The organism is Shewanella sediminis HAW-EB3 (assembly GCF_000018025.1).
Lineage (GTDB): Bacteria > Pseudomonadota > Gammaproteobacteria > Enterobacterales > Shewanellaceae > Shewanella > Shewanella sediminis.
The window spans coordinates 389,148-414,864 of record NC_009831.1; the positions used below are offsets into that span (position 1 = coordinate 389,148).

Consider the following 25,717-nt stretch of genomic DNA (forward strand, 5'->3'; position numbering starts at 1 on the left):
GGATATACTCCTTATATTACGTTGTTACGACCTTCAGCAATCGCAGCAACAGCAGCAATTTCTGCCGCTTCACGTTCACGAACAGTTTGGCGCTCATCGGCATCCAAAGTGTCAGCAGTGACTAAACCTAATTCGATTTCGCGAAGAGCGATAACCGTAGGCTTGTCGTTCTCTTCTTCAACCATAGGGTCTTTACCCTGCACAGCGATTTGGCGAGCACGACGCGCTGCAACCAGGATCATATCAAAACGGTTGCCGATTTGGTTTACGGCGTCTTCTACAGTTACGCGAGCCATGTATGGAACTCCAGTGTTAGGATGAAAAAATGACGCAAAATTGTACATGATGACAGCTAGTCTGCCAACAGATCTTTAATCATATCATTTTGAGCATGAATTTGGCCAGCACCAGTTAAGCGTTGGCTGCGAATAATGGCGATTAAATCGGCGAGGGCGGTATCGAAGTCATCGTTAATAATGATGAAGTCGTATTCAGCATAATGTGAGATCTCTGATGCGGCTTGCGCCATACGGCCTGCGATGATCTCATTGCTATCCTGACCTCGACCCGCCAGGCGGCGTTCTAATTCGGCTCTCGAAGGCGGTAAAATAAATACCCCTATGGATTCAGGCATCAATTTCTTAACCTGCTGAGCCCCTTGCCAGTCGATATCGAGAAACACATCGATACCTTCATTAAGGGTCTGCTCGATAACTCTGCGCGATGTGCCATAGTAGTTACCGAACACTTCGGCCCACTCGAAAAACGCGTTTTCTTCAATTAATGCTTTGAACTCTTCGACAGTAACAAAATGGTAGTGTTGGCCATTCACTTCACCGGGGCGCGGCTGGCGCGTGGTATGAGACACAGAAACTTGCTTGTCAGTCGGTTTATCTTTCAATAGTGCCGATATCAGTGAAGACTTACCCGCACCACTCGGTGCCGATACGATAAATAGGTTTCCGCGTGCGGTCATTTGCTAAGTATCCAAAAGGTGAAAACGAAAGGTTGCCCGCATTTACGGGTGATCCGGATATTATACAGCCTAGCAAGGGCGTGGCGCTAGTGTCAGTTTACTTCAATTAAGATCTGCCTCAGGCACTTTTTATGAAGCAGTAGGGGAGTCAGATGTTACTGCAAACGGAGAAAGAGATCCGGCAGCTGAATTTTTCAAGCTGGCACTGACTTTGAGAGAGAAATTGGTTAGTCTGTTAGCAGTTAAAGCTGGTTATTTAGCTGAGGCCAAAGTGATATTTTGATATCGAGGCATTTTTTGGGCGTTTATTGCGCCGTTTAAGCTAGTTATTTCCCATTCGAAAGTTATTGTTAGGTATCGAAATTCATGCAGTATAGATCGCTCTTTTGTGTCCGGGGACGAGATAATGGTCCTAGATTTGCGCTTATCAGTGCGCTGGCTTACCTTATTTTATTATTAGGGTTCATCTTTATCGGAGCCAGTTCGGCACTGATCATCATTGGCCTGTTCTTGACGCCTCTCCTTGGCCTTAGCGGTCTGCGCCGTATGCGCGATGCAGCCAGACCGGCTTGGTTGCTCGGTTTGAGCTTTATTCCTCTGCTGTTTTTTGTTCTCTCTCTTGTCTATGGCGACAGTCTTAGCTTTTCTGCAAGTTGTGTCGTCTTTGCCACTCTTATAACAGGCTTTCTGGCGATGCAGAGATCGGCGAGTAAAAACAGCCATTATCATCAGGGTTATTCCGGACCCGCTGCCATGACCGCAGGCGGGAAAGGACGTAAGAGGGTTGAGCCAACCTTAGACGGCTCAGCGGCGCCTGTTGGGGGACACATTTCAGATAACATGTCTGAGCAGGTTGAAGAGCCTGAGTCATATGAGGAAACCGGCAGAGGTTTCGATGGTATCTCATTGGAGCAATGGAGCTCATGGGCTAAGCAAAACAGGAGGCTGCTTCTGGCCTCGGTTGGCGGGCTATCATGCATGATACTCATCGCCGGAGTGTGGTCGCTATTTTCCGGGGCGGCAGGCGATGAAGATGTCGCACAAGAGCCGGAGGTATCGGCGCCTCAGATTATCGTCAAAAGGGATGAAGTTAAGCTTCCCGATGGATTCAGCCTGATCCTGGAACATGATCTATTGGTGATGCGCTGGCTGGGGGAAACCGAGGAGCCCGGAACTATCTGGTCTCTGGCAACGGCTCAGGGAGACAAAACCTGTGCTCATCTGATTTTTAATAATGGTACGCGTTATCGCCCGGTAACTGTGGAGCAGATGCCGGATACAGGCATAGAAGCCAGGTTCTCACCGCTCGATACCGAATCCATTATCAGCGATATCGCACGCCGCGGTAGCGTGAAGCTCTGTGGCTATGATTTTAGCCTGAAAGGTAGTCAGTCTGCGCTGGCAAAGAGTGGATCTTTTATCCCCTATTTATAGGCTGGGTTTTATAGCTGGATAAAAATTGGCTTTCTCTTTAGACTTTCCGGTTGTGCATGGTTCGCTAAGTAGCGGCGACCGAATAATGGTGTAGAAATTTAGTGTATGACGCTTACAGCAATCATGAATGAAAATAGACCGTTAACGCTAGTCATTATGGCGGCGGGACTCGGTAGTCGATTCGGTGGAGATAAGCAGTTGGCCGCCTTAGGGCCAAATGGCGAAACCATGTTGGAACTGTCAACCATATCGGCATATAAGGCAGGTTTCACTCAGGTTGTCCTGGTGATAAGGCCCGAGCTCGAAGCACAGCTCGAGTCTCTGTTTTGTGAGCGAGTCAAACCTCAGGTGTCATCTGAATTCCAATACCATTTTTGCTATCAAAAAATTGATGATCTCCCGGCAGAAGCGTTAACTCATTTCGATACCTTTGACCATAGGCTGAAACCTTGGGGTACTGCGCATGCACTCTGGTGTACGCGCCACAAAGTTAAAGGCTTAATGGCGGTGATTAATGCCGACGATTTTTATGGTGATACCGCTTTCGAACTGTTGGCTCAAGGTTTACGAAACAGGCCGCAAGAGTGGATGTTGGTGGCTTATCCACTGCATCTAACCCTGTCTGAACATGGCGGAGTGAATAGAGGCGTGTGTCGGGTCGATCAAGGTGTGCTGCAAGGTGTTGCCGAGTGGACCGATATTAGGCAAGAGCCCCAAGGTTTAGTGGGTTTATGTGATGGTGAGTCTGGCAATCTGAAGTCCTCTACACCTGTCTCTATGACCTGTTGGGGTTTCTCAGCCGCTATTTTTTCTGTCCTAGAGGATGCACTGAATCAGTTTATAGTTGAGCATGGCCATGAACAAAGAGCGGAGTGCTACCTGCCCACCGTCATTCAGCATCATATGGATTCAGCAAAACTTAATAAACAACCTAATAATGAACAAGAAGCCAGAGTGATACGGGTCGAAACGGCTCAAGAGCCCTGGTTTGGAGTGACCTACCCTCAGGATGTAGCGTGGGTGCAAAATAAGCTCAATGAGCTTGTAAATAAGAAGAATGGAGTGGTTGCGTGATCGATTTTATTAGGCAGTCTGTGCTGCCATTTTATGGTATTCCGTCTGCGGATACATCAGTGTCCCCTCTGGGGAATGGTCACATCAACGATACGTTTCTGGTGCGCTGGAGCCAGGGTGAGCTTGTCCTGCAGAAACTCAATACTCAGGTATTTAAGACACCAAATGCATTAGTCGAAAATGCCGATAAAATTGCACAGTACCTGTTAAATAAGAAAACACGGGGTGCCTATTCCCTTAGCGTGGTCGAGCCGATTCGAACTCAGGATGGAAAGCTGGCAGTAGACCTAGGTGAACAGGGGTTCTGGAGAGCGATCAATTATCTTCCACATAGCCACAGCATCGATGTGGTGAGTACTGAAGATGAAGCCTTTGCCGCCGCAAAAGCCTTTGGTCATTTTTCATCTGCCTTAAGCTCTCTCGATGCCACAGAGCTTGCCGATGTCATAGCGCAATTTCATCATCTACCGGGTCGTATCGAGCAGTTACAGGAAGCCGTTGCCAAAGACGCTAAAGCGAGAGTTAGCACCTGTCGAGAGTGGGTCGACTTCGCGCTTTCTCAGCAATCACTGCTGAAAGAGTTAAACGAAATCTCACTTAAGCTGCCACTCAGGACCTGCCATAACGACACCAAGATCAATAACATGTTATTCGATAAGCGTGATATGAGCAGCCTGGCAATCATCGACTTAGATACCTGCATGAAAGGACATCTGATGTACGACTTTGGCGACATGGTCCGTACCTTCTGCTCGCCGGAAGAGGAGGACTCTAGGGCGCTGGAAAATGTTCGTGTGCGTGAGTCTGTCTTCGCAGCTATCTGCCGTGGCTACCTGAGTGAGTTGGGGGATGTGCTGAGCCGTGAGGAGAGAGCAAGTCTCTGGCTGGGTGCTCGTGTTATCTGCCTGATGATCGGGGTACGCTTCTTAACCGATCATCTCAATGGTGATGTCTATTTCCATATCCATCATGAGAATCACAACCTGGAGCGTGCTGCGAATCAGTTCACCCTCTATAAAAGCCTGCTTGATCAAGAGAAGAGTCTGACGTCATATCTTAATGTCTCAGGATAACAAATACTGACGGTAAGCCTCAAATCAGAGTCGGTTCCTTTGCCCCCCCGGAACCGACTCTTCATATACGGGGCTCTTGATGGAGCCTTGTCAGAAGCACTTCATCTCCCCTCTTAAACAAGACTGCTGACAGTATTGCCGACTTTGAATATGTCGTTGACTTGTTCGTTTGAACCAATCGGTATGTGACTCATTGATAACTCGCTTTAGACTCGATATGTTATTGATTAACAATGGGTGGCTTTGACTTTGCTTAGTTTAATGGCTTGGTTGTAAGAGTAGTTTATTGAGTAATTTGTATAAATAATTATGGGTGGCTTTGCTCGTTATTGCTTCAGGAGAAAAGGCACTATCAGTGAGCCGCCCCCTAGGGCGGTCAAAGTCGAAGCTGCGCAAAAAAATAAACAAAGACCCCATAGTTAATGTGATTTTCTTTACAGCAGTGCAGGAATCCCCGGAAGTTGCCCGACGAGTGCAAGTGAGCCTACACAAATAATAAAGGCGGTTAGTGGAATGATCAGCTTGTCCATCAATGATAACTTTTCACTGCGAGTTTTGTCGCCAATAAAACCCATATTATCAAGTAGCATAGTTAACGCCCAACCAAAAACAGGGTTAACAAAAGCGCATGAGAACAAACAAATCCCTGCAGCTTGTGAATCCTGAGTATCTCTAACCATCTGCATTCCGGCTTCAAGTAGCGGTAAGAAAACGCCAACGAGCAATGCGACTCTCAGCACTGGCTCCCACATGGCGAGATCCATTGGATAGCCAATTACAGCGGCCAGCACACACATGATGCCCGTAAGTACCGCACCGCCGGGAATCGGGCGTTTAGCTATCGCGGCTGGGATCATATAGGTTCCCCAGGATGAGGCTAAATTACCGCCACCGAGGATAGAGCCGACAATCTGGCGAATTGAGCACACAGTCATGGTGTCATCCACATTCATCAACACGCCTTCGGCTTTTTTAGGGTAATTCAACTCTTGGAAGACCCTGTGGCCTAGAAAGTCAGGTGACCACATGGCGACGGCCAAAATAGCAAAGGGAATAACGGCGACATAATGGCTTATGCTGGGCCAACCTAATTGCCAACCTGTCGATTCACCCCACCAATAACTTGGACTGAAATGGGGCAGGCCGGGTTCGGTTACAAACTCAAAAGGTGTTCCCATTGCGAAGGCAACAAGACCGGCGATAAGTGAACAAAGGGGAATGGCCAGCCAGCGTTTATGGATTTTAGCGAGATAGGCATAGATAACAATGGTTGCCAGTATCACGCCAAAAGACACGGCTCCCTGACCGATACTACCAGACCAAAGCTCGAGTTTAGTGATTTGACCGATTAAACCTACAGCCCCAAGATAAATAAGCAAGCCCCCTCGAACGCCTTCCCCCGTTAGTTTGACTAGCTTTGAGCCTCCCTTACTGAAGCTCAGCAATAAACCGAAAAGCCCTACCATGATGCCCAGTGCTAACGGGTGGCCCCCTGCTGCTGCAATGAGCGGAATCAGCGGGATCATAGGGCCATGGGTGCCCGCAAGGTTGGTGTTTGGGTTGAGCAAAGCTGAAAATAGAATGACAAATAACACACCAGCAATCAGAAGCTCATAACGAACATTCTCAGCAACAAATTCAGGTGTTAGCCCAAACTGCACCGCAAAGGCCGCGGCCATGGCGGTCACCATGACGACTTTACCTATAGTGGCTGCCAGCGCCGGTACTAAATCTTCTGGTTCAATACCAAAATCTCTAAAAGGCAGATGAAGTCGCCAGCGCCTGAACCTCATTATGATCAATTCATTGTTGAGATATGCTTCGCGGGTTTCAAAGTCACTAGCGGGTTTGTGGGCTTGTTGATAGCTTAACTCGCTATTTACGGACCCCTCTTGCCTATTCTCTGACATAGACAGCTCACCTTGTTGTTTAGGCTTCGATTAAATAAGTGTAGTCAAAAAGGAAGGAGATAAGCATCTAACCGGGCAAGGGGAAATATGCAAGCCTTCTCTCCAGCTGGAGAAGCGACTTACTATGCGCATCGACAAATTTTGGCTACAAAAAGATTTATTGATCACATTTCAGCCATTCTCTAAAGAGATGACCGTAAGGCGACAGTGAATTCAACGACAAGAAGTCGAGGCTTTTAAGGCCAATAATAACTTAGCTAAAGTGAATATTGTTGCATTGGAGCTCAACGATATGCCTCCGAGCCTGGTTGCGTCGGCATTGGATGTTGAAGTTGTAGCCCACAATCATCGTTCAGATATCTTTCAACCCGGCGTGCTTACCGAAATGGATGCTTTTATCTCCGCTCGTGAAACGCTTGGTGGTGTGAGCTTCTCATATTGGGGACCTGTATCTGCAGGTGCAGATGTTGGCCAATAACATGGCCACCATAATTCTAGATGGGTCTGTAAGCTTTTACTAAGCTTAGAATATTACAGCATTTAGAGTCGAGGTGGTTATGGCGAGGCTTGGAAGTACATCGGTCAGCATCGAGCTTTTTGTTTAACGAGAAGTCCTTTTCATCATTGTGTTTCAAGGTGTATACATCGCACCTACCTGACGGAAGTCGGTAAATATACTGGTCAGTCTTATAGGTAATCCCCTCCATTAGTCAATGATGAGCCAAAAAAAAACCAACTCAGTTCCATTTATTGCTTAAAGTCCACCATAAAAAACGTCCCGAGACCTTAAGGTCACGGGACGACGGAAAAATACCTTCACTTAATGAGATTGGGAGCTAAAGCCGGTTATTCCAAAAAATGTAATGAGACTGTGATGTAATACCAATCGGTATAAGCTCTGTTAACGCTTCATGTCAGGGTATTCAAACTCATGACATTGATTGCAGTAGACCGTACTCTCTTTGTGCTCCTGATGGCAGTAAGTACAAGGCAGGTCGGTGCCGTAATGCAGGCTGTCATGAGGATTCGGTTCTACATCGTGTCCCGCATCTTCCGGGCGCGCCGTCTGCATGGCCATATCATCGCTGCTGCCGTGGCAAGACTCACACTGACTCGCCGCAGGAATGGTTTTACGTTTTGCATCACCATGACATGCGGCACATTCAACTTTGCCGTTATCATTTGTCATGATCTCTTTATGATAATCCTTCATCTGCACCGCAGAAGCTGCCGGGGCCACTAATAAGCAGGCTAACAATAAAGTATTAAGGGTTTTAAACATCTTGAAATCCTATTGCGGGGCAGAAACCTGCCCCGCCTAACCGTTTAGTATTGAGCGATAAAGTCGTAAGACGCCTTGATATCCGGCGTAAATGGACGGTCTAACTCAACGAATGGCACCTGCTTGCGATAGTTTTTGTACATAGCCTTGGTCGCTTTACCCATATCCAGGTTTGGATTGGTCAGCTTACGCAGATCGATGGCCTGAGTTGAATGCAGCAGTTCGAGACCATAGATGTAGTTGGTGTTATCGACTATCTGGATAAGGTTATCCGAAGCCAGTTTCAGGTTAGTGAATGTATCTTCGATATTACCCGCAACCGGGATGCCGTCGAATGAAACCGGGCTGGCCAAATGCTTGTTACGCACCTGCATATCGACGAAGTTCTTCTGGATAGCGCCGAAAGCGTGACCATTGTTACCAGGTGCACCCAGGAAGCGAGATAGCTTAGTGAAATGGCTATCTGATAGATGAACGGTGCGCATCACACTGTTGTGAGACACATGGGTCAATGCCACGCTGAGTCCCTGAACAGCCAAGGCAACTGGTAGCGGCTCGAAGTTAGTGGTCGGGAATACCCCGCCTTTACCTTCGATAAGATACTTAGCGACCTGAGGATGCTGAGTGTAATCCTTCGATGCATTAAGAATCACGCCTGGGTTATCATCTGAGTGGTTAATCTGTACATCGATAACTTCGCCCAGATCGGCCAGTGCCTTCTTAGCACCCGCAAAAGTATAAGCGGTTGTACGGTAGCTAAGTGGATCTTGTAGTGAACGTTGATCGTTCAGCTGCCACAGGTAGCTGCCATCTAGCTGGTTAAGAATTTCGCTTGTTGCTTCCTTGATGTAAGGGAAAGGACGAATATCGTTAGTCTGAGGCAGGAATGGAGATACGTTGCCGTTCAGACCTTCCAGGCTAAGGCTGAATACCGTTGGCGAAACCGTCATCAGGTGTGATGCATCCCGGTAACCCTTCATGGCATAGGCAACCGCGACAGAGTTGTTAGAGAGGATAGAGAGCGCATCTTTACCGATAGGCTTAAGTGGCTTAACGCCGGCATCCTTCATCGCCTTAACACTGCTGACACGCTTACCTTTATAGAACACGTCCCACTCACCGATCATGGCCAGACCCACATGGGATGCCATCAAAATATCGGCCTCACCTACAGTGCCCTTAGATGGGATAACCGGGGTGATCCCCTTGTTCAGGTACTGCTGGTATAGCTCGGCAACGTATGGTTGAACACCAGTTTGACCTGATAGAATGGTGTTTAGGCGTACAGCCAGTGCGACACGGGTCAGGCGAACCGGTACGGCTTCTCCCATCGCAGCGCTGTGAGCACGTAGTGTGCTGTAGTTGAAGCTCTTAGAGGCCTCCATTACGGCCTTGCTTAGCTTGCCATCGGCGGTAAATAGCTTCTGATCTTTGTTCAGTCCGACACCGACAGTTAAACCATAGACCGGCTTACCTAAACGTGCCGCATCCATCAATAGCTCATGAGCCTTAACCAGGTTTTTAGCTGCCTTATCGCCAATCTTGACCTTAGCGCCGTCGGCAATTGCCCACGCTTGTGCTTGTGTCATATGCTGGCCATCTAAAACCACACTATCCATTGCCAGTGCACTTCCTGACATCAGGCTTAACGCCAGAGAGGCCATAACAACTTGCTTACTATTCATCATCTTAACCCTTTTTATATTTGACTTAATTATACGTGTTTCAACACAATACTTTTTGATGCGGCACACATTTGGCCGGCGTTACGGCCTGTGACGACACCTTCAGCAACGGCGCAGGCACCGAGACGACTCGCGCCGTGGATACCGCCGGTTGCTTCACCCGCTGCGAACAGTCCTGCAATTGGTTTGTAGGTCACCAGATGCAACACCTCAGAGCGGGTATTTACCTTGACGCCACCCATGCAGTAATGAACCTTTGGCCACATACGGACGGCGTACCAGGGACCTTGCTCCAGCTTCATCGCCTTCTGCATGGGTCTGCCAAACTCGCTGTCCTCGCCGGTATCGACGGCCTTGTTCCAGCTCTCTACCTGTGCCTTGAGGGCATCGGCGGGAATGCCATAGATCTTGGCCAGCTCTTCGAGCGTGTCAGCCTTCTTGATGACGTTATATTTCAATCCCCAATCCAGAGTCTGAGCCTTGCTGGCGCCTTCGGCATTGGTAAAGCCGATGGGATAAACTGGTTGTCCCTGGGCGTCACGACGGGTCATGATGGCGTCGGCGCGGGCCTTACGATCGGCCAGTTCGTTAAAGAAACGCTTACCGGTACGTGCATCGACCACTATGCCTCTGGGGTAGGTCGCGATGGTGTTAAATTGTGATGCGGTGCCAAAACCTTTCTCATCTGGAGAGGCCCATGGGCCCAGCTGAATTTGATCCAGGTGGATGGGGTTGGCGCCGATCAGCATCATCTGCTTCAGCGCATCGGCATTGGCGCCCGGATGGTTAGTGGAATCCAACTCTTTGGTGAGTTTAGGTTGCTGCATCTTGCGATATTCGATGTCACGACCGAAGCCGCCGGTGGCCATGATGATCCCCTTGCGGGCACCGTAACGGCGAGTCACACCGGAGCGCTCTTTAGGGAAGAAGTAGTTGGCCTTAACTTCGATACCCGTTACGCGTCCCTGGTCATCCTCAATAAAAGACTCCAGCTTGGTCTGGGTGCGCATATCTATGCCGCGTTTCTTGGCTGCCTTGACCAGAGGGCGAATGATACCGGCCCCCGAGCTTTCGACTGTTTGAAGCACACGTGGAATAGAGTGACCACCAAAGTGCTGCACAAAGGGTTTCCACTTAACGCCATAATCGGTCAGCCATTGGCACGACTCGGCGGTGCCATTACATACCAGCTTGAGCATCTCGACATCATTCATGCCACGGCCCGCTTCAAGCATGTCGGCCACCATAGTGTCTACCGAGTCCTTAATACCGTTTTGCTGCTGTAGAGGGGAGCCGGCCACGGCCATGGCGCCGCCATTGATGGTGGAGTTACCACCGAAGACAGGCATCTTATCCACCACCATTACGCTGGCTCCGGCTTCCCGGGCCTGCAATGCTGCCGACATGCCGGCAAAACCGCTACCTACCACTATGATGTCGACAACTTCATCAAACTTGACCTCTTCGGCCGGCACACATGCGGCACTGACAGGTTTAGCCAGAGAGGCTCCCAGACCGGTAACGGCGAGTGCTGCTCCTCCGGTAATTAGCTGACGTCTGCGAAGGCTTATTGGTTGTTTGTCACTCATTCTCGTGTGTTCCTTAATCTTTCCGGGCATATCGATCTGTTTATCTTCTTTATTACACAGGTAACTGCAGTGACTATGCCAACTGCTCTAAATTGGCGAGAATGGCGACGGTTTATGATCTGCAACACCAAATCACGAAATATGATGAATTGGGACCACGAAGTTTCGTGTTGAACTTGAAATATCGGTCAGTAAGAACGGTTAGATAATGCTATATACTAATGTGTTATTTTTATTTTTATTTCATAGAGTTGAAAAATAGAAGCCTAGTATCTTTAGATGGTAAGTAAACAGGGAAACTGTAGAGGGGAAACAACTCTATCTATAAAAAGATTAGTTTGTGACAGTAAATGAAAAAGGCTCTATATATCATAGAACCTTTTTAAGGTGCCATCACAATAATGGCGGCAGGGAATTAAATCTTTAATTACTTCGTGATATTTCTATATGCTTATCCGATATGTAATGGATAAGGCTTAGAAGTAATATCCGAAGTTAATGTTAATACGCTTGTCCAGATCGTCGCCAAATTCAGGCAGGCCAACATGGTCATTATTCTTCGTTGAGAATGTCATGTTTTTGCCCATGATAAAATCGATCATGGTGTAAGTCGGGCCAGCTGAAACCGCACAGCCTGTAACATTTTGAATGCTGTCATCATAACTTGAATCCGCAACATCGGGTGTCATTAAACCGAAGTCGTTGTAACACTTAACGCTACCCCATGATGTTGGCATTGTCTTGGCGAGGTTAAGGCTGTAAACCTGACCCTTGGAGGCAATTTCATATTGCCAGTTAACGACCGATACACCGATCTTGTTGTCGTCTGCGGCATCGGCGGCGTCATACTCATACTGCATCGCCTGTAGTTGCAACTTCCAACCGTTGTAGAGTGTCTCCATGTGCGCAGCAACGGCATACCTGTCGCCATTGTTGCCGGTTTTGTTGTTGTAGATCTGGCCCGCTTCGACCGATGCACCAAAGGTGGTCGAACCGCCTTCATGCTCCATGGTGTAGGTTTGACGGAGGTTTAACTGATTCGTCTCTTCGTTGTTGTACTCGGTGCCATTGTCGATACCGTCATAGGTGGTATCTATGGTGCCGGTGAAGAGATCCGTAGCGTAGCGCTTGATCTCAGACGGACCATATTCGGCGCCTTTATAGAAGGCCAGATCCGTATGCCAGCCATTCTTTTCATAAACTGCCTTGATACCGATATCATGATCATCTTCGAAGCCCAGGTAGTAAGGCAGGCCAAACCACCAGCTATTAGAGATAAAGCCAGGGTTACCGAAGGGAACCTTGTTAATACCAAACTGGAGCTGCCAGTCAGGGTCTATATCATAGTAGCCGTAACCATATTTGATAAAGTTGGTGCTCTTGGTGAAACGATATTCGGCGGCCAGGCCGAAATCTCCCTTCTTTCCCTTCATGACTAAGGTCGCAGTGTCGAAAACCAGGTCTCCGCCTTTGTCTTTTGAGCTGTCATCGTATAATTTCAGGCCATAGTTGACCCGAACCGAGCCACCAATATTAATCCCATCTTCCTGAGCCTGAGCACAACCGATCGAACCGGCCATTGCCACAGCTGTCGCTACAGCGGACAGCATAAGTTGAGTGGATTTTTTCATCATCATTTTCCTGTTACTACTGTTTATTATTGAGTTATTTTTATGCTGTTCAGCCATTTATAAAAAGGCACTGTTATCCAGATTTTCTTGCCTGTGAAATATAAAGTTTGACCTTTATCACAAACAATTAATTATTGTCGAACAGCATAAGTTGAATTTTATTTTCATCTCTAATCGGCTGAATCAATTATGCATATAAACTGATAACCGTAGACTTAATAAAGCAGTAAGTATGCCAAGCTATAAATGATACGTGGAAATGGCAGTTAATTAGATGTGAGTCAACAAAACACGAAATATCAACAAGCGATAACACTAAATGCCGTGAAAACATCTAGGTTTCGTTAAATTAGTTACATCTGTATTCTGCATCTAATGCGATCTGTTTAACGCTTTTTAAGTAATGGCGATATAGCGCTAGTGTATTTGATAAAAGGTTGGTGGCTCATGTTATTTATATAAATACAATCTTGATCACAAATACCTATGGGGTTTTGTGATTTTGAGTCGGAGGAATATATTGATGTCACATTAATTGAACTTGGCGGGTAGCTATAGTTATTATCAAGTTAATTTTTTGATCGGTAACACGGAATCACGAAATATAACGAACTACAATGATATTTAACGGTAGCCATTCAGAAGAATCAATGGAAAAGTTCTATTACAAAGCGACTCAATGTTTATGCAGTAGTCTTCAGTTAGAAGAGTCACTACAGAGCTACTTTGATTACATTAAATCCCATCTTCCAATCGATGGGATCTATCTGAATATCTATCGTCCCGATTTCAGCGATATTCAGTTTATCGCACAGGTAAATGATCAGCAGTCTTCTACCCTGGATAGACGGATACCTATCAGTAACGAGATGTGTGAGGCTCTTCAGGATCTCGACAGGCCAATTATTCGTATCGTTAATGATATTGAGCTCGATACTGTGACCCAATTTGTCGCCCCTCAGGTCATTCCCGAAATTAAATCAGTCATCTTGTTGAGAATGGTTTCCGGAAATACCCACCTTGGGGTCGTCGGCTTTTATGCCAAGCAAGCCGGCGTATTCAGGCCACGACATGTGGATATGCTTGAGCCCCACATGCAGACTTTCTCTTTGATAACCGCTTTTAACCTTAAGGGGCGCAACTTGCTCAGAGCCAATGAAGCTCTGGCTGAGCAGAATCAGTCTCTTAAGCGTACCTTGAACATCTGTAATGGTGTTGTCGGTGCTCATTCTGGTCTGAAGCATGTGATGCAACAGGTTGAGTCTATTGCCAAACTCAATACAACAGTCTTGATGTTGGGCGAAACCGGTTGTGGTAAGGAGGTCATAGCAAATGCTATTCATGAACTCTCATTGCGCGCCAATAAGCCATTTATCAAGGTCAACTGTGGTGCGATTCCCGAGAGCCTGATCGATTCTGAAATGTTCGGCTATGAGAGGGGGGCTTTCACCGGCGCGGAGTCTCGCAAGGCCGGGTATTTTGAGCAAGCCAATGGCGGCACTATTTTCCTGGATGAAATCGGTGAGCTACCACTGTCGGTCCAGGTCAGGCTACTCAGGGTATTGCAAAATAGTACCATTACCCGTGTAGGTGGCCACGATTCCGTGCAGCTGGATATCAGAGTCATCGCCGCGACGCACCGTAACCTCAAGGCGATGGTGTCAACGGGCGAGTTTCGTGAAGATCTCTGGTACCGCTTGGCTATTTTCCCGATTGAGATTCCCTCTCTGAGACAGAGGCGTACCGACATTCCTCTGCTAGTGCAGCATTTTATCGAGATGCTGTCGGCAAAATTCAACCAAGATCAACTTCCCCGGGTTGCGCCAGAACAGCTGGCCATTCTGAGTCAGTATCATTGGCCCGGTAATGTCAGGGAGCTGATAAACGTGCTTGAGAGAGCCATTATTCAGCACCCCAAGGGGCCGCTTAATTTCGATTTCCTGGTGCCTGAGGTGAAAGCCGAGCATAAGGAGAAGAGGGGAGAGACCATTATTGTCGATCCCAGTCATGCAACCGATAAACTGGTGCCTCTGGAAACCATGACCCGAAAATATATCGAGCATGCGCTGCGGGTTACAGGGGGAAAGCTCTATGGCCCGGGTGGTGCCGCTCAGTTGCTGGACATCAACCCGAATACCATGCGTAGTAAGATGAAAAAATTAGGTATCTGCTAACGTCCCATATTTCTTTTCTGAAGTCGTCTCTGTCGGTTGAGCTCATCGAGTTGTTCGGTCAGGTTGAGGATCTGCTGTTGTAACTCTCGATATTGAGTCAGGCAGATCTCATTGTCTGGCTTCTCCTCCATCTCTTTCGTTGCCCAAATTTTCGCAATCTGAATGATCAGGTGTTCGGCCTGACTCAGATTGTCATGCTCAATCTGTTTTATCATCAGTAACCGAAAACAGTCGAACAGTATGGTGAGCATAAATTCATGGGTGAGTGGCAGCTCTTGCTCTTGAGTCTCTGGTTCACGAAAGCCGATGGCTGCAATCAAGTTGGAGACGGTGGTGACTGTAGTTGCTCCAATAAAGAGGGAGTGGATCTCAGGCTCCTGCAACAGAGCCTGCTCAAGCTGTTGAGCCAGCTTCCCTTTATTCCACTGCGCTCCCAGTGCCTTGATGAAAGTCATATCAACCCACCTGATATTGAATCTTGTCTATTAACGATACAGGCGCGTTGTCATAGGGACCAGGTTTAATCTTTGGATCAGCCCCTCTAAATAGGCTTGGGTCAGCAATGCTATACCGCGATAAAAGTCGGTTTTGGCATGTTCAGTCATGAGTTCGAGGCAACGACCAGACCATGGAAGCAGGTGTTGCTGTAGCAGTATCATGCAGCTGCGCTCTATCGCTTCACTATCTTCAGTCTGAGCCCATTGGGTTAGCAGCTGATCCAATACGGCGAAAAACAGGCCGATATGGTCCACGGGTTGATTGGTATCCAGCTCGAAGCTGATCCCTTGCTCTTGGTAAAATGCTTTCAGTGCCAGAGTCGTCTTGTCATTGAGGAGTTGTCTCTCGCTCAGGTAGACCGATCCCCAAGGCACAGCATTAGGCTCGCCGGGACCATAGAAGAGTTGTGCATAGTCCAACTTCAGGGCTTGTTGTTTGTCTGTAGTCCATTGGCCGAGATAATTGGACAGCAACTCGCGACCACTCGACTCCCGGGCCGAACCTGTAAACTCAGGCCAGCTCTGAGCAACATCGTGTTCGATAAAACTCTGGATCAACTCAGGTGTCGGGTCGTTAAAGAGTACATTGTGAAGAATACGTGCAATGCCTTGATATTCCAGGAGCTCATTTTCGGTAAGGGATGACATGCTAACCTCGTTTGTTGAACTAAAATTTGTCGCAATTAACAGGAAAAAAGGTGCCATTCCAAAAGAATGGCACCAAGCTGGGGGTTAAACTTCTGAGTAGTTCAACACTTCTCCATCGGTGGCGCCACTTGGGCGAGTGTGACGGTTAGGTGTGATTAGTAAGTTTGGTGTCGTTACACTACTTTCCGGCAGCGGAGCAACATCGGGTGAGATGGCTCCAGGGTACTTAGCCTTCAACTCGTCCATAGGACCGAAGTCGATAGCACGCATAGGGCAAGACTCGACACATGAAGGCTGCTTTCCTTCGGCCAAACGCTCATAACAACCGTCACACTTGGTCATCACCTTACGGTCTTTGTCTATCTGAGGTGCATCGTATGGACAGGCTCTTGCACAGCTTTCGCAACCGATACACAGATCTGCAGCTACATGGACTAAGCCATCTTCGCGGCGTTTGTGCATTGCACCAGTCGGACAGGCCTTAACACACACAGGCTCAGAACAGTGGTTACAACCGATAGACATGTAGTAGGCGAATACGTTCTGGCTTACTGTGCCATCACCATTTTCTGTCCATTGACCGCCACCGTATTCATAGACCCGGCGCCAGTTGATGCCGACAGGAAGGTCTTTACGATCCTTACACGATACCTGACAGGTTTTACAGCCGGTACATTTGCTTGCGTCGACATGAAAGCCGTATTGGATATTATTGCTCATTGTTATCTCCTATCAGACCTTACGGATTTCAACCAGGTTAGTGTGCTGAGGATTACCTTTAGTTACAGGTGTCGTGCGTTGTGTGGTCAGGACGTTCAAACAACCGCCTTTATCCACATCGCCGCCGGGTTGGAACCACGCGCCCTGACCCAGTGCCGTTACGCCGACCATGATGCGAGGCGTCACCTTAACTTCGACTTCGATGGTGCCTCGGTCGTTAAAGATGTGGACCTTGTCGCCAGTCTTGAGTCCGCGCTTGTTCGCATCGAGCGGATTCATCCATACGGCATCCTGTACGACTTCACGTAACCATGGGACGTTGTGATAGCTCGAGTGTGCGCGGCCTTTAGTGTGATAACCGGTGAGCTGCAGTGGATACTTCTTCTTGGTCTCAGTATCTTCATAACCTTCCCAGGTAGGCACATATTTAGGCAGCGCAGATATCACATCACCCTCTTTGAGCTTCCAGGTGCGGGCTTTGTCTGCCAGGCGTGAAGAGTAGATCTCAATCTTGCCCGATGGTGTGCCCAGAGGATTCGCCTCAGGATCGTTACGGAAATCTTCCAGTACGATATAGCCACCGTCCGGCAGGTACTTGCGATAGATACCTTGTGTGAGCATCACCTCTTTATCCGGTAGTCCCGGTGTAGCGGCTTTAGACTCGGCATAGAACTGATCCAGCCAGTCTTTGCGGCTCTTACCTTCAGTAAACTCGGCTTCGACGCCCATACGTTTAGCAAGATCGACACAGACCTCATAGATAGGACGGCTCTCGAACATAGGATCGACGCCGCTGCTCATCTGTACCAGGGTAGCTGTATCACCGGCTGCGTAGCTTTGGTAGATAAGATCTTCCGACTCCAACCAGGTCACATCCGGCAGTAAAACATCGGCAAACTTGGCACTCGGTGTCATCCAGTTATCGACGACAAGAATGAATTCACACTTAGATTCATCTTGAAGCAGCTTCTCTGTCTTACGCACGTCTGAGTGTTGGTTAATCAGGGCATTACCACCATAGTTGATGATAGCCTTGATATCTGTGCCTAGCTTTCCGTCGCCCTCTTCATCGGTATCGACGCCCTGTACACCATCGGACAGAACGGTCATGTTCTTACCGTCTTCGATGGCCTGAGTGAAGGTAAAGAATGAGATAGCTTTCTTCACAGGGTTAGAACCGGTAGGCATAAACGGTGCGTGCAGGAACGAGCCTTTACACAGTCCGCCACAGTTAGTACCCGGCAGACCCAGCTGGCCTAACAAGATAGGTAGCATGTAACCCGCACGGGTGTTGTTTTCACCGGCTGCCTGGCGGTTTAGTGAGGCAGCAATCTGGATGAAAGGTGCGCGAGCCGCAGCCAGTTCACGGGCTAACTCGACGATGATATGGGCTTCGATACCTGTGATAGCAGCGGCCCACTCTGGCGTCTTAGCATTAACGCCTGGAATTGAGCTGCCAACCGTTGTGTTATCGAGAATATACGCCTTATAGCTCTCTTCATATCCAACGCCCGCAGGCATGGTCTTTTCATCATAGCCGACACAATATTTGTCCAGGAAGGCCTGATCCACTGTGTTGGTGGTGATCCACTCATAGGCTAAGGCTTCGAACAGTGCCGCGTCGGTACCCGGACGGATAGCGAGCCACTGATCTTCCTTACCTACGGCAGAGTCGGTATAACGTGGGTCGATCAAGATAGTCTTAAACTTATTCTTCTGCTTCTGCATCAGGAAGTCATAGGCTTCACCCGAACCACTCATGCGGATCTCAGATGGGTTGTAACCTACCATCAGCACTAAGTCTGAGTTTTGCATCTCAGAGACGCTGCTTCCCTGCCAGCCAGGGCCCGCTGAGCCGTATGTCTGTCCCGCAGCCTCATAAATTTGTGACCAGCTGTAGTCGCCATAGGCGTTGAGGTAACCACCCTTAAGGTTCATCAGACGGTAGAGACACTGCTTACCGGAGAAGTGATAACGCGCACCTGAGTTATAGGTGAAGTGAATCGATTCGTTACCATATTGGTCTATGGTGCCTTGCAGTTTTTCTGCCACGAGATCCAGGGCTTCATCCCAGCTGATACGCTCAAATTGTCCACTGCCGCGAGGGCCGACACGCTTCATCGGGTATTTCAGGCGATCGGGAGCATAGACACGCTTTCTCAGTGAACGACCACGAAGGCAGGCACGCACGTCATGATCGCCATATTTATCTGTTGTGGTAAATTCTGACTCTACGCGGGTGATCACCCCATCGGTAGAGAAAACCTGTACCGGGCAGTTAGAGCCACAGTTAACCAGACAGGCCGACCAGTTTAGGTTTTCACCGGCAACAGGTGGCGTAGGCGGTACCACTTCAACATCTTTAGAGCTTGAGTTACAGCCTGAAACCGTCGCTGCGCAACTTAGTGCGGCACTCATTTTTAAGAAACTTCTGCGTTCCATTATCTTTTCCTCATTGCAGTTATGATTAGCACTGTTTGCATTAGCGCAGCTGGTAGCTAAACGACAACATCACTTGGTGCGCGTTATAGTTATGGTTCAGGTCGCCTAAGGTGGTCAGTCCCGGAACTGTATCGACATCAATTTGCGCGTAATCGGTGTCGTAATAGCGCTCATACTGGTAAGCCAGTTTTAACGCCATCTCTTCACTCAATGCGTAGTTCGCATGTAGCTTGAGACTATGGTTGAAAGAGTAGTAATCTCCTTGCGGCGTGACGACGTCATAGATGACTAACGTGTCGCTGGTGGAGTTTGCGAATAGGTAATCGCCGCCCAGAGTGAGCTTGTCTTCCAGTAGCCCTGTATAGGTGAATCCAGCGCCCAGGTTGATAAACTCATCTTCGATATCGGCGGACCAATCCGGGGCAGAGAAACTCTGGCTGCCAGTTTGATTGGAGTCGATCCACTGCTGACCGGCAAAGGCATAGCCAGACAGATGCACATCGAGCTGCAGCCCAAGGTTGATGTCATAGCCGTAATCTTCAGATCCGGTCAGACCCAGTTGAGTCTTGTCGTAATCATCTTTGGCGTAGCGGGCGGTCATATCCAGACTGAGCCACGAAGTCGGAGTGTGATTAAATTTGGCTTCGAAGGCGGTACGCTTTCTGTCAGCCAGGTAGTATTTCCGTAGCAAGGGGTTAGTTTCGGATGAGGTCAGTTCGCTGGTTTGATATTCGCTGCCGCCACGGTTATCCAGACTGGCCTTGAACTTAAGCTTGATATCATCCAATGCGCGGACGTTGAGCTTGGCCCATAGCACGTCATCATTTGTCTGCTCACGGTCGCCATGGCTGCGCTCCATCTCCTTGCGGTCGTAGCCGGCCTGCAGGCGATAGTCGCTGCTGAAGCGATAACTGGCATTAACCTTGAGACCGCGACGTTCGGTGTCTAAAGGAACATTTTGTTTAAATGCGCCCGTGATCCCGTTAACTTCATATTGAGCGAACTCCCATACCGAGCCCTTGTTGTCGCGCTTGCTGTAATCGACACTGCCGCCGAGTCTGAGCTTATTACTCAAAAGCGAGGTGACTGACAGCTTGCCGTCTAAAGTCTCGACCTCACCGTCCCAGTTTTGTATTGGATTACCGGACATCTGGATCAAATCATCGTCCTGGATCATCTTGCCTGACGCCAGACGACCGCTCATGACGGTGCGGCTCAACTGGTATTGACCCGACAGGCTAATTTGATGAGCTTCATTGTCAGGAGTCGGTGCAAAGACGTCATACAGGTAGGGGAGACTTAAGGCGCCGATATCGTTCTTATACTGACTCACGAAGTAATTGAGATCGGTAGCCCAGTTATCGCCTGACAGAGACAGCCCCGCGGTGAGGTTATCTGTGTTGGCATCGACAGGCAGACCGAAATTAACCGGACGGGGAGTGACAATGCTACTGCTCTGGTAACCGGTTTTATTCTCGTGGTCGTAACGTATATAAGCCTGATAGAAATCCCGGCCATAACTCAGACCCAAGCCAGCTTTGTTTCTCTGCAGGGAGAGCTCTTGGGTCTGAGTATGTTCGCTCGGGGTCAACACGCCATCTTTGTACCATAACTGGCTGCGTGCATCGCCTGACTGATAACTTGTCAGCTGCTGATAATCCGCAGTTATCTCATAGCGGCCGGATTTGCCCGCTTCAAGGTGAGCGAAGCCGTTATCCAGACCTAGCTGGTGTGCCTGGAACCTGGCCTTATAGCCTGCTCCGTTTCGGTAATTGAGGTCGGCATCCAAACTGGCATTAGCGCCGTCTTTGTCGGTACCGAAAGCATTGCCGGAGTGAATGTCGTCACTCTCAATATAGGCGGCATTGATACCGACTGTGCCGGTATAGCCATCGACTTGAGGGCAGCGCTTACACTGAAAGGTTTCCTGTTTAACTGTACTGGTATTGGCCCTGTTCACGCCAAAGTCAGCCGCCATTGCAGAGCCCGTTACCGCGCCCGATATAGCGAGAAGTGATAACGTGATGAGGTTAAATTTGAATCTCATTTGAATTACTCCTGATTAGCGCTGCAGCTTGCTGCCGGCTGGGTGGTTGGAGCCATGGATCTGGCTATGGCAGTTGAGACAGCTCTTACCGCCGCCAAAGGCGTCACTTCCACCTTGCTGTACGACACGACTTGCATGGCCATCATCCATATGGCATTGCTGACACAGCTGCGGCGCCCTGTGAGTAAGCATGGCTTCATTCACGCTGCCATGGGGGTTATGACAGTTGGCACAATTTTCAGTGACCGGTGCATGCTCCCATAAAACTGGGCCACGTTTCTCGCCATGACAGCTATAACAGGTGTCATTGACTGTGGTGTGGTTAAGTGCACTTTCACTCATCGATCCATGTGGGTTATGGCAATCGATACAGGTCATTTGATCCCATTTCATCGGATGGGATGAGCGCTTATTCATGTCTGATTTTTGCTGAGTGTGACAAGAGGTACAGGTGTCATTGACCGTGAGTTGGTCCATTACCGGATCTTTGTCGGTGTGGATATTATGACAATCGCTACAGGCCACCTCGTCTAAATTGTGGCTGCTGCTATGCCATGCCATCTGCTTAGGATCGTTATGGCATCCCAGGCAAACACTGTTCTGACTCTGAGCAGGCAGCTTGCTCTCTTTACCAAAGGCGATCATCGGTTCCTTGCCGCCCTTATTGTGTTTACCTAACGGTCCATGACAGGCTTCGCACTGCAGACCCGCCATGGGTGAATCCGGTTGGCTCGTGTTGCCATGTACTCCACCGAATATCGCCATGACCTTGTCATTTTTTTTATGACACATCAGGCAGGAATCGGCACCTTTCTTAGAATATTTACCCTGAGCAAATTTCTCCGCCAGTTTCTGCTCCAGTTGTTCACCAGTGAGTTGGTTCCAGGGGGCCGCCTGAACTGAGAGAGATAAGCACGCGAAAGCGAATATCCCACAAAGTAACTTAGTGATAATACATTTGTTCATCATCTTGGCCTTACGGTTAATTATTTTATAGTTTGGTAATGTTTGTGTTAATTGTTTTACATTTAAATTGTAGTTTGGATTGTTAAAAATGCGAAGCTATTACTTAAGGGGTATTGTGAAATGTGTGATTTTTAATTTAAAAATAATTTATGCGTGATCAAGATCTTTATTTAGGCTTGTCTTTTGTATGTTTGATTTGATGTTTGTGTAATCTCGGTGGTGGTTGAAAGTCATTGATTTTTAGCTCATTTTTATTTGAGCTTGAACCTGTTGTTATTATTTTTGTTCTACCATTTATATAAATGAGAATGTTTTCAATATAATTTCTTTTATGAATGTTTAGAATTGTTATTCATATATATTATTATTAAATCAATGCTCATTAATAGTTATTCATAACCCATTAATAAAATCAAATAAGTTTTCATGTTTATTCATAATTCAATTGATAATCATTATTGATTGAGTGTTTTTTTGCACTTTATTTGTATTTCATGATTTGTATTTTACTTATTGGTTTGAAATTTTATCTGTTGTTTTCTTTGGCTTTTATTAGCACATTCTAATTTGTATGGCGGGGGGAAGCTGTTTTCATCGTTGCAGTTCGCTGATCGAAGAGAGAGATTAGGGGGGGAGGGAGTTGGATGATATGACTCTCTATGATTGTTTGCACAGAGGTTATCGTCATTTGTCTCAGAGTTGTCGAAGGGGGCTTATCGGGCTTTCAATTATCTTGCAGCTTGTGGGGCTTCGGCTTTAAGAGGCTACTTTTTAAATGATATTATTTAGATAGCAACAGGTGCCATAAAGAGCCAAGCACCCCGGCAAGACTCTCTCCTGCAATACAACCTGCGGCGATGGCCAGCAGGAATCGTTGCGACCAGCGCGGTGCTAATCGTCTCAACCCCCAAGCTAATATTGCGCCGATAAATAGCATCATGCTGACTTGAGCAGGCAGTACAAATGCCAGGCCCATTGCTGACATGCTAGGTAGATACCTGTGCCACTTTTCTTGCACTATGAGCGGCAAAAGCTCATTAATGGTGGCAGCAACAATGCCGACAAACATGGCATATCTTGCCGATTGTGGTATTGCCTCTAACCCGTCGGTCAGGGCGATAGCAATGACCTTCCATGTGGCAACGCCAGGTGCCGGCCACTGTTCTGTCATCAGTTGCTCGGCGGGATTTGGAATAAGTAACATGAAGATCCCGGCGCTGGTCAGGCAGCCTACTAAGATCCCCATAGCCTGCGCGAATATCTGATGTCTGGGGTTGGTTCCCAATATATGCCCAGCTTTAAAATCATTGAGCAGATCCGTGGCCTGACCCGCAGCACCGCCTGCTACATTGGCTGTCATCAAGTTGGTCGTAACACTGCCAGGGCTAATTATCGAAAAGGAAAGTTGAGAGAGTTTTCCTAGCGCGCCGACTGGTGGAATACCCGTCTCGCCGACCACTTGTGCGGCAACGATGGCAAACAGGAAGGCGAGTGGTACAGCTAAAATTGCGGCAAACCAACTGATATCAAATAGCCACACCTGGAGAAAGACAATGACCGGGGTGATCGTGCCTAAAAGCAGAAACTCGGGTAAGCCCCACATAAGTGAGAGACGGTTTTTTCTATCCGACTTAAATAGGGTTATCGCCGTGGTTGTTAAAGCTGAGGCTAGCATCATGGCGACGCCAGGCCAGACTAACCAATCTATGATGTAACTGAACCAGTTACCATCTACTGGGCCCGCCTGTTCCCAGCCTTGGCCAAGAATATAGGGGCCTAGCCCAAGCCAGGCAATTAAGCAGCCAATAGAGAGGCTGATAGCCGCCCTTGTACCTATGATGGCTCCGAAGGCCAGTAGCATGTATGAGGGGTCGATAATAAACCCCAGATTTTTAGCGCTGATGCTAGTGCCTGCCATGGCATTTTGACCAGGAATTGAAAACCCTAAGGGAATCTTATAGCTCACCGGAATAAATATTCGATGGCTGATGGTGATCGCCATGGCAGACAGCAGAGCAATGATTCGGTGACGTGCAATGCGCCCACTACTGAACATATCGGTGATCACTTCGGCCGTTGCAATACCGGCAGGAAATCTGAGGCGTTCATTATTGAGCATAGCCGGGCGAATGGCGGAAGCGACGCAGATCCCGAGAAGGCTGATGGCTATCATCCAGATCACCATGGGCCAATATTCAAACTGAGTATCGGTGAGAATAAGGTAAGCGGGGATGGGAGCTACAAGCCCTGCCGATATCGTTGCTCCGGCAGCTGATGCTACTGTTTGCTGAATGTTTGTCTCACTTGGGTCCCAGGCTCTGCAACCTATGGTCGTTTCCACCGCTTTCCAGCTAACAAAACCAAGCAAGGAGGCCAGAACAGACATATTTATTGACCAGCCAATGCGAAGGGCCATATAGAGGTTGCACAATACCAGCAGACTTCCGAGTGTCATCCCTGTAAGGAGCGCTCGGATAGAAAGGGGCTGTGAAATGTTATTTGATGTTGGCATTGACACCGGAAATTAAATTTCTCTGTTAGTTGAGCATAGATGATGAGTGGATCGTGTCATATTCGAGTGGAATAAAACCCCGTTGCGTTCACAATACCTTGGCTTTATTTATGGATTGTGACTGATGTGGCGGCGAAAGTATGTTGATGTTTATGTACAAGTTACACACCTGTGTACATGGTTGTTAGCTTGTGTGAAAAATAGCGCATAAGATCACAGTCTATCTTATCTTGACTGGTTAACTATCTGTAGTTTGATACATTAGAAATGTATCAAATATAAGGCTAAATGAAGCAATGAGTAAACTAGAACGAGAGTCACGATTATTAGAGGTCGCAAGAGAGCTAATTCTTGAACATGGAATGATGTCGTTTAAGTTCACTGACATTGCTAAACGTGCGGAGGTGTCTCGAGCAACCTTATATAAATATTTTTCTGGTAAAGAAGATGTTTTAGTAAGCTTATTTGTCAGTGATGCAGGCAATACTTTGCAGATGTTACTAGATATTCAGGCCGATGAAATCTTAAACGATAGAGAGAAAATTTTACTCAGTTTATTGGCTCCTGTTGCGAGCTCAATGGAGGCGCTGAATCGTTCTGGTACGCTATTGCTCAGTGCTAATCCCGGTATATTTATGTTCGCTGGTGAAGCGCATCAAGCTAAGCTTGAGCAGATAGTTGCTCAGATCAGAGGGATCGTTTTAGAGTTTTGGGTTATACCTTTTAAACAAGGTCATATGAGAGTCACTCAAGAGCAACTGGAGGAGGTCATGGCATCGACATTTCCTTATCAAAGAGGATGCGTCACCATTCCTCAAAATGTCATGACTGTGGGTAAGCAGATCAATTACCCTCTGAAAAAAGTTTTCGAAAACCTATTAAAGTTAACAGAGGCATTAGATTGGTGTGAAGAGCATGCTAATGTCGATTATGAGAAAACTTTGATTGGTATAGGAAGGCACAAGAGAAACGAGATGATTGCATATTAGTAGTGTGCCTAAACGTAATATCACCACCTAGACTGATTTAAGCGAGACGTGTGATGATCAAGTTGCAC

The 25,717-nt window shown here is 47.8% G+C and carries 20 protein-coding genes; 6 read left to right on the forward strand and 14 right to left on the reverse strand.

Features of this window, described 5'->3' with window-relative positions:
• Nucleotides 1–11: 11 nt before the first annotated feature.
• Both rpoZ and gmk read right to left on the reverse strand, forming a co-directional pair.
• A complete protein-coding gene (gene rpoZ / locus SSED_RS01730) occupies nucleotides 12–296 on the reverse strand; it encodes a DNA-directed RNA polymerase subunit omega (RefSeq protein ID WP_012004474.1) in 285 nt (94 codons plus the stop codon).
• 56 nt (nucleotides 297–352) lie between these two features.
• Entirely contained in the window at nucleotides 353–976 is a 624-nt protein-coding gene (gene gmk, locus SSED_RS01735; RefSeq protein ID WP_012004475.1) for a guanylate kinase, read from the reverse strand.
• 366 nt (nucleotides 977–1,342) lie between these two features.
• On the opposite strand from gmk, the gene SSED_RS01740 reads away from it, so the two are divergent.
• The 3 genes from SSED_RS01740 (at nucleotide 1,343) to SSED_RS01750 (ending at nucleotide 4,557) form a co-directional block, all read left to right on the forward strand.
• Nucleotides 1,343–2,410 (forward strand): DUF805 domain-containing protein, encoded by a 1,068-nt coding sequence (locus SSED_RS01740; protein WP_012004476.1) that lies wholly within the window; start codon nucleotides 1,343–1,345, stop codon nucleotides 2,408–2,410.
• Nucleotides 2,411–2,515: 105 nt separating this feature from the next.
• Nucleotides 2,516–3,484 (forward strand): NTP transferase domain-containing protein, encoded by a 969-nt coding sequence (locus SSED_RS01745; RefSeq protein ID WP_012004477.1) that lies wholly within the window; start codon nucleotides 2,516–2,518, stop codon nucleotides 3,482–3,484.
• Nucleotides 3,481–4,557 (forward strand): phosphotransferase enzyme family protein, encoded by a 1,077-nt coding sequence (locus SSED_RS01750; protein WP_012004478.1) that lies wholly within the window; start codon nucleotides 3,481–3,483, stop codon nucleotides 4,555–4,557. Before SSED_RS01745 ends, SSED_RS01750 begins: the two co-directional genes overlap by 4 nt.
• Nucleotides 4,558–4,991: 434 nt before the next feature.
• Here SSED_RS01750 and SSED_RS01755 read toward each other — a convergent pair whose 3' ends face one another.
• Nucleotides 4,992–6,467 carry a DUF3360 family protein gene (locus SSED_RS01755; protein WP_012004479.1) on the reverse strand — a complete coding sequence of 492 codons (1,476 nt, stop codon included), beginning with the start codon at nucleotides 6,465–6,467 and terminating at the stop codon, nucleotides 4,992–4,994.
• 292 nt (nucleotides 6,468–6,759) lie between these two features.
• On the opposite strand from SSED_RS01755, the gene SSED_RS01760 reads away from it, so the two are divergent.
• Nucleotides 6,760–6,945: a hypothetical protein gene (locus tag SSED_RS01760; RefSeq protein WP_012140692.1), complete on the forward strand. Its 186-nt coding sequence runs from the start codon at nucleotides 6,760–6,762 to the stop codon at nucleotides 6,943–6,945.
• A gap of 423 nt (nucleotides 6,946–7,368) precedes the next feature.
• Here the strand turns inward: SSED_RS01760 and SSED_RS01765 are convergent, their stop codons facing one another.
• The 4 genes from SSED_RS01765 to SSED_RS01780 all read right to left on the reverse strand — a co-directional run bounded on the left by SSED_RS01765 (nucleotide 7,369) and on the right by SSED_RS01780 (nucleotide 12,657).
• The gene (locus SSED_RS01765) at nucleotides 7,369–7,749 is read right to left on the reverse strand and encodes a cytochrome c3 family protein (RefSeq protein ID WP_012140693.1); all 381 of its coding nucleotides are present in this window, start codon (nucleotides 7,747–7,749) and stop codon (nucleotides 7,369–7,371) included.
• A 44-nt stretch (nucleotides 7,750–7,793) separates the two neighbouring features.
• Complete coding sequence (locus SSED_RS01770) at nucleotides 7,794–9,437, reverse strand: HAL/PAL/TAL family ammonia-lyase (RefSeq protein WP_012140694.1); 1,644 nt, start codon at nucleotides 9,435–9,437, stop codon at nucleotides 7,794–7,796.
• Between the two features lie 26 nt (nucleotides 9,438–9,463).
• Nucleotides 9,464–11,023 carry a flavocytochrome c gene (locus SSED_RS01775; protein WP_012140695.1) on the reverse strand — a complete coding sequence of 520 codons (1,560 nt, stop codon included), beginning with the start codon at nucleotides 11,021–11,023 and terminating at the stop codon, nucleotides 9,464–9,466.
• A gap of 476 nt (nucleotides 11,024–11,499) precedes the next feature.
• Nucleotides 11,500–12,657, reverse strand: a complete 1,158-nt coding sequence (locus SSED_RS01780; protein ID WP_012140696.1) for a hypothetical protein — start codon at nucleotides 12,655–12,657, stop codon at nucleotides 11,500–11,502.
• A gap of 647 nt (nucleotides 12,658–13,304) precedes the next feature.
• On the opposite strand from SSED_RS01780, the gene SSED_RS01785 reads away from it, so the two are divergent.
• Nucleotides 13,305–14,828 carry a sigma-54-dependent Fis family transcriptional regulator gene (locus SSED_RS01785; protein ID WP_190273182.1) on the forward strand — a complete coding sequence of 508 codons (1,524 nt, stop codon included), beginning with the start codon at nucleotides 13,305–13,307 and terminating at the stop codon, nucleotides 14,826–14,828.
• Here SSED_RS01785 and SSED_RS01790 read toward each other — a convergent pair.
• From SSED_RS01790 to SSED_RS01820, 7 genes are all read right to left on the reverse strand, one after another.
• Nucleotides 14,825–15,283 carry a hypothetical protein gene (locus tag SSED_RS01790; protein ID WP_012140698.1) on the reverse strand — a complete coding sequence of 153 codons (459 nt, stop codon included), beginning with the start codon at nucleotides 15,281–15,283 and terminating at the stop codon, nucleotides 14,825–14,827. The genes SSED_RS01785 and SSED_RS01790 overlap by 4 nt on opposite strands.
• 30 nt (nucleotides 15,284–15,313) lie before the next feature.
• Nucleotides 15,314–15,973 (reverse strand): TorD/DmsD family molecular chaperone, encoded by a 660-nt coding sequence (locus SSED_RS01795; protein WP_012140699.1) that lies wholly within the window; start codon nucleotides 15,971–15,973, stop codon nucleotides 15,314–15,316.
• Nucleotides 15,974–16,057: 84 nt separating this feature from the next.
• A complete protein-coding gene (locus SSED_RS01800; RefSeq protein ID WP_012140700.1) occupies nucleotides 16,058–16,693 on the reverse strand; it encodes a DMSO/selenate family reductase complex B subunit in 636 nt (211 codons plus the stop codon).
• A 12-nt stretch (nucleotides 16,694–16,705) separates the two neighbouring features.
• Complete coding sequence (locus SSED_RS01805; RefSeq protein WP_012140701.1) at nucleotides 16,706–19,135, reverse strand: DMSO/selenate family reductase complex A subunit; 2,430 nt, start codon at nucleotides 19,133–19,135, stop codon at nucleotides 16,706–16,708.
• Between the two features lie 40 nt (nucleotides 19,136–19,175).
• Entirely contained in the window at nucleotides 19,176–21,182 is a 2,007-nt protein-coding gene (locus SSED_RS01810) for an MtrB/PioB family decaheme-associated outer membrane protein (protein ID WP_012140702.1), read from the reverse strand.
• A gap of 15 nt (nucleotides 21,183–21,197) precedes the next feature.
• Complete coding sequence (locus SSED_RS01815) at nucleotides 21,198–22,151, reverse strand: DmsE family decaheme c-type cytochrome (protein WP_012140703.1); 954 nt, start codon at nucleotides 22,149–22,151, stop codon at nucleotides 21,198–21,200.
• 778 nt (nucleotides 22,152–22,929) lie between these two features.
• Nucleotides 22,930–24,660 (reverse strand): OPT/YSL family transporter, encoded by a 1,731-nt coding sequence (locus tag SSED_RS01820; protein ID WP_012140704.1) that lies wholly within the window; start codon nucleotides 24,658–24,660, stop codon nucleotides 22,930–22,932.
• 296 nt (nucleotides 24,661–24,956) lie between these two features.
• On the opposite strand from SSED_RS01820, the gene SSED_RS01825 reads away from it, so the two are divergent.
• Nucleotides 24,957–25,649: a TetR/AcrR family transcriptional regulator gene (locus SSED_RS01825; protein WP_012140705.1), complete on the forward strand. Its 693-nt coding sequence runs from the start codon at nucleotides 24,957–24,959 to the stop codon at nucleotides 25,647–25,649.
• Nucleotides 25,650–25,717 lie beyond the last annotated feature (68 nt).

Coding starts and splice junctions, on each gene's coding strand:
- SSED_RS01760 (WP_012140692.1), top strand. CDS start 6,760: ATGCCTCCGAGCCTGGTTGCGTCGGCATTGGATGTTGAAGTTGTAGCC.
- SSED_RS01810 (WP_012140702.1), bottom strand. CDS start 21,182: ATGAGATTCAAATTTAACCTCATCACGTTATCACTTCTCGCTATATCG.
- SSED_RS01815 (WP_012140703.1), bottom strand. CDS start 22,151: ATGATGAACAAATGTATTATCACTAAGTTACTTTGTGGGATATTCGCT.
- SSED_RS01795 (WP_012140699.1), bottom strand. CDS start 15,973: ATGTCATCCCTTACCGAAAATGAGCTCCTGGAATATCAAGGCATTGCA.
- SSED_RS01775 (WP_012140695.1), bottom strand. CDS start 11,023: ATGAGTGACAAACAACCAATAAGCCTTCGCAGACGTCAGCTAATTACC.
- SSED_RS01800 (WP_012140700.1), bottom strand. CDS start 16,693: ATGAGCAATAATATCCAATACGGCTTTCATGTCGACGCAAGCAAATGT.
- SSED_RS01785 (WP_190273182.1), top strand. CDS start 13,305: ATGGAAAAGTTCTATTACAAAGCGACTCAATGTTTATGCAGTAGTCTT.
- gmk (WP_012004475.1), bottom strand. CDS start 976: ATGACCGCACGCGGAAACCTATTTATCGTATCGGCACCGAGTGGTGCG.
- rpoZ (WP_012004474.1), bottom strand. CDS start 296: ATGGCTCGCGTAACTGTAGAAGACGCCGTAAACCAAATCGGCAACCGT.
- SSED_RS01820 (WP_012140704.1), bottom strand. CDS start 24,660: ATGCCAACATCAAATAACATTTCACAGCCCCTTTCTATCCGAGCGCTC.
- SSED_RS01780 (WP_012140696.1), bottom strand. CDS start 12,657: ATGATGAAAAAATCCACTCAACTTATGCTGTCCGCTGTAGCGACAGCT.
- SSED_RS01770 (WP_012140694.1), bottom strand. CDS start 9,437: ATGATGAATAGTAAGCAAGTTGTTATGGCCTCTCTGGCGTTAAGCCTG.
- SSED_RS01790 (WP_012140698.1), bottom strand. CDS start 15,283: ATGACTTTCATCAAGGCACTGGGAGCGCAGTGGAATAAAGGGAAGCTG.
- SSED_RS01765 (WP_012140693.1), bottom strand. CDS start 7,749: ATGTTTAAAACCCTTAATACTTTATTGTTAGCCTGCTTATTAGTGGCC.
- SSED_RS01805 (WP_012140701.1), bottom strand. CDS start 19,135: ATGGAACGCAGAAGTTTCTTAAAAATGAGTGCCGCACTAAGTTGCGCA.
- SSED_RS01740 (WP_012004476.1), top strand. CDS start 1,343: ATGCAGTATAGATCGCTCTTTTGTGTCCGGGGACGAGATAATGGTCCT.
- SSED_RS01745 (WP_012004477.1), top strand. CDS start 2,516: ATGACGCTTACAGCAATCATGAATGAAAATAGACCGTTAACGCTAGTC.
- SSED_RS01825 (WP_012140705.1), top strand. CDS start 24,957: ATGAGTAAACTAGAACGAGAGTCACGATTATTAGAGGTCGCAAGAGAG.
- SSED_RS01755 (WP_012004479.1), bottom strand. CDS start 6,467: ATGTCAGAGAATAGGCAAGAGGGGTCCGTAAATAGCGAGTTAAGCTAT.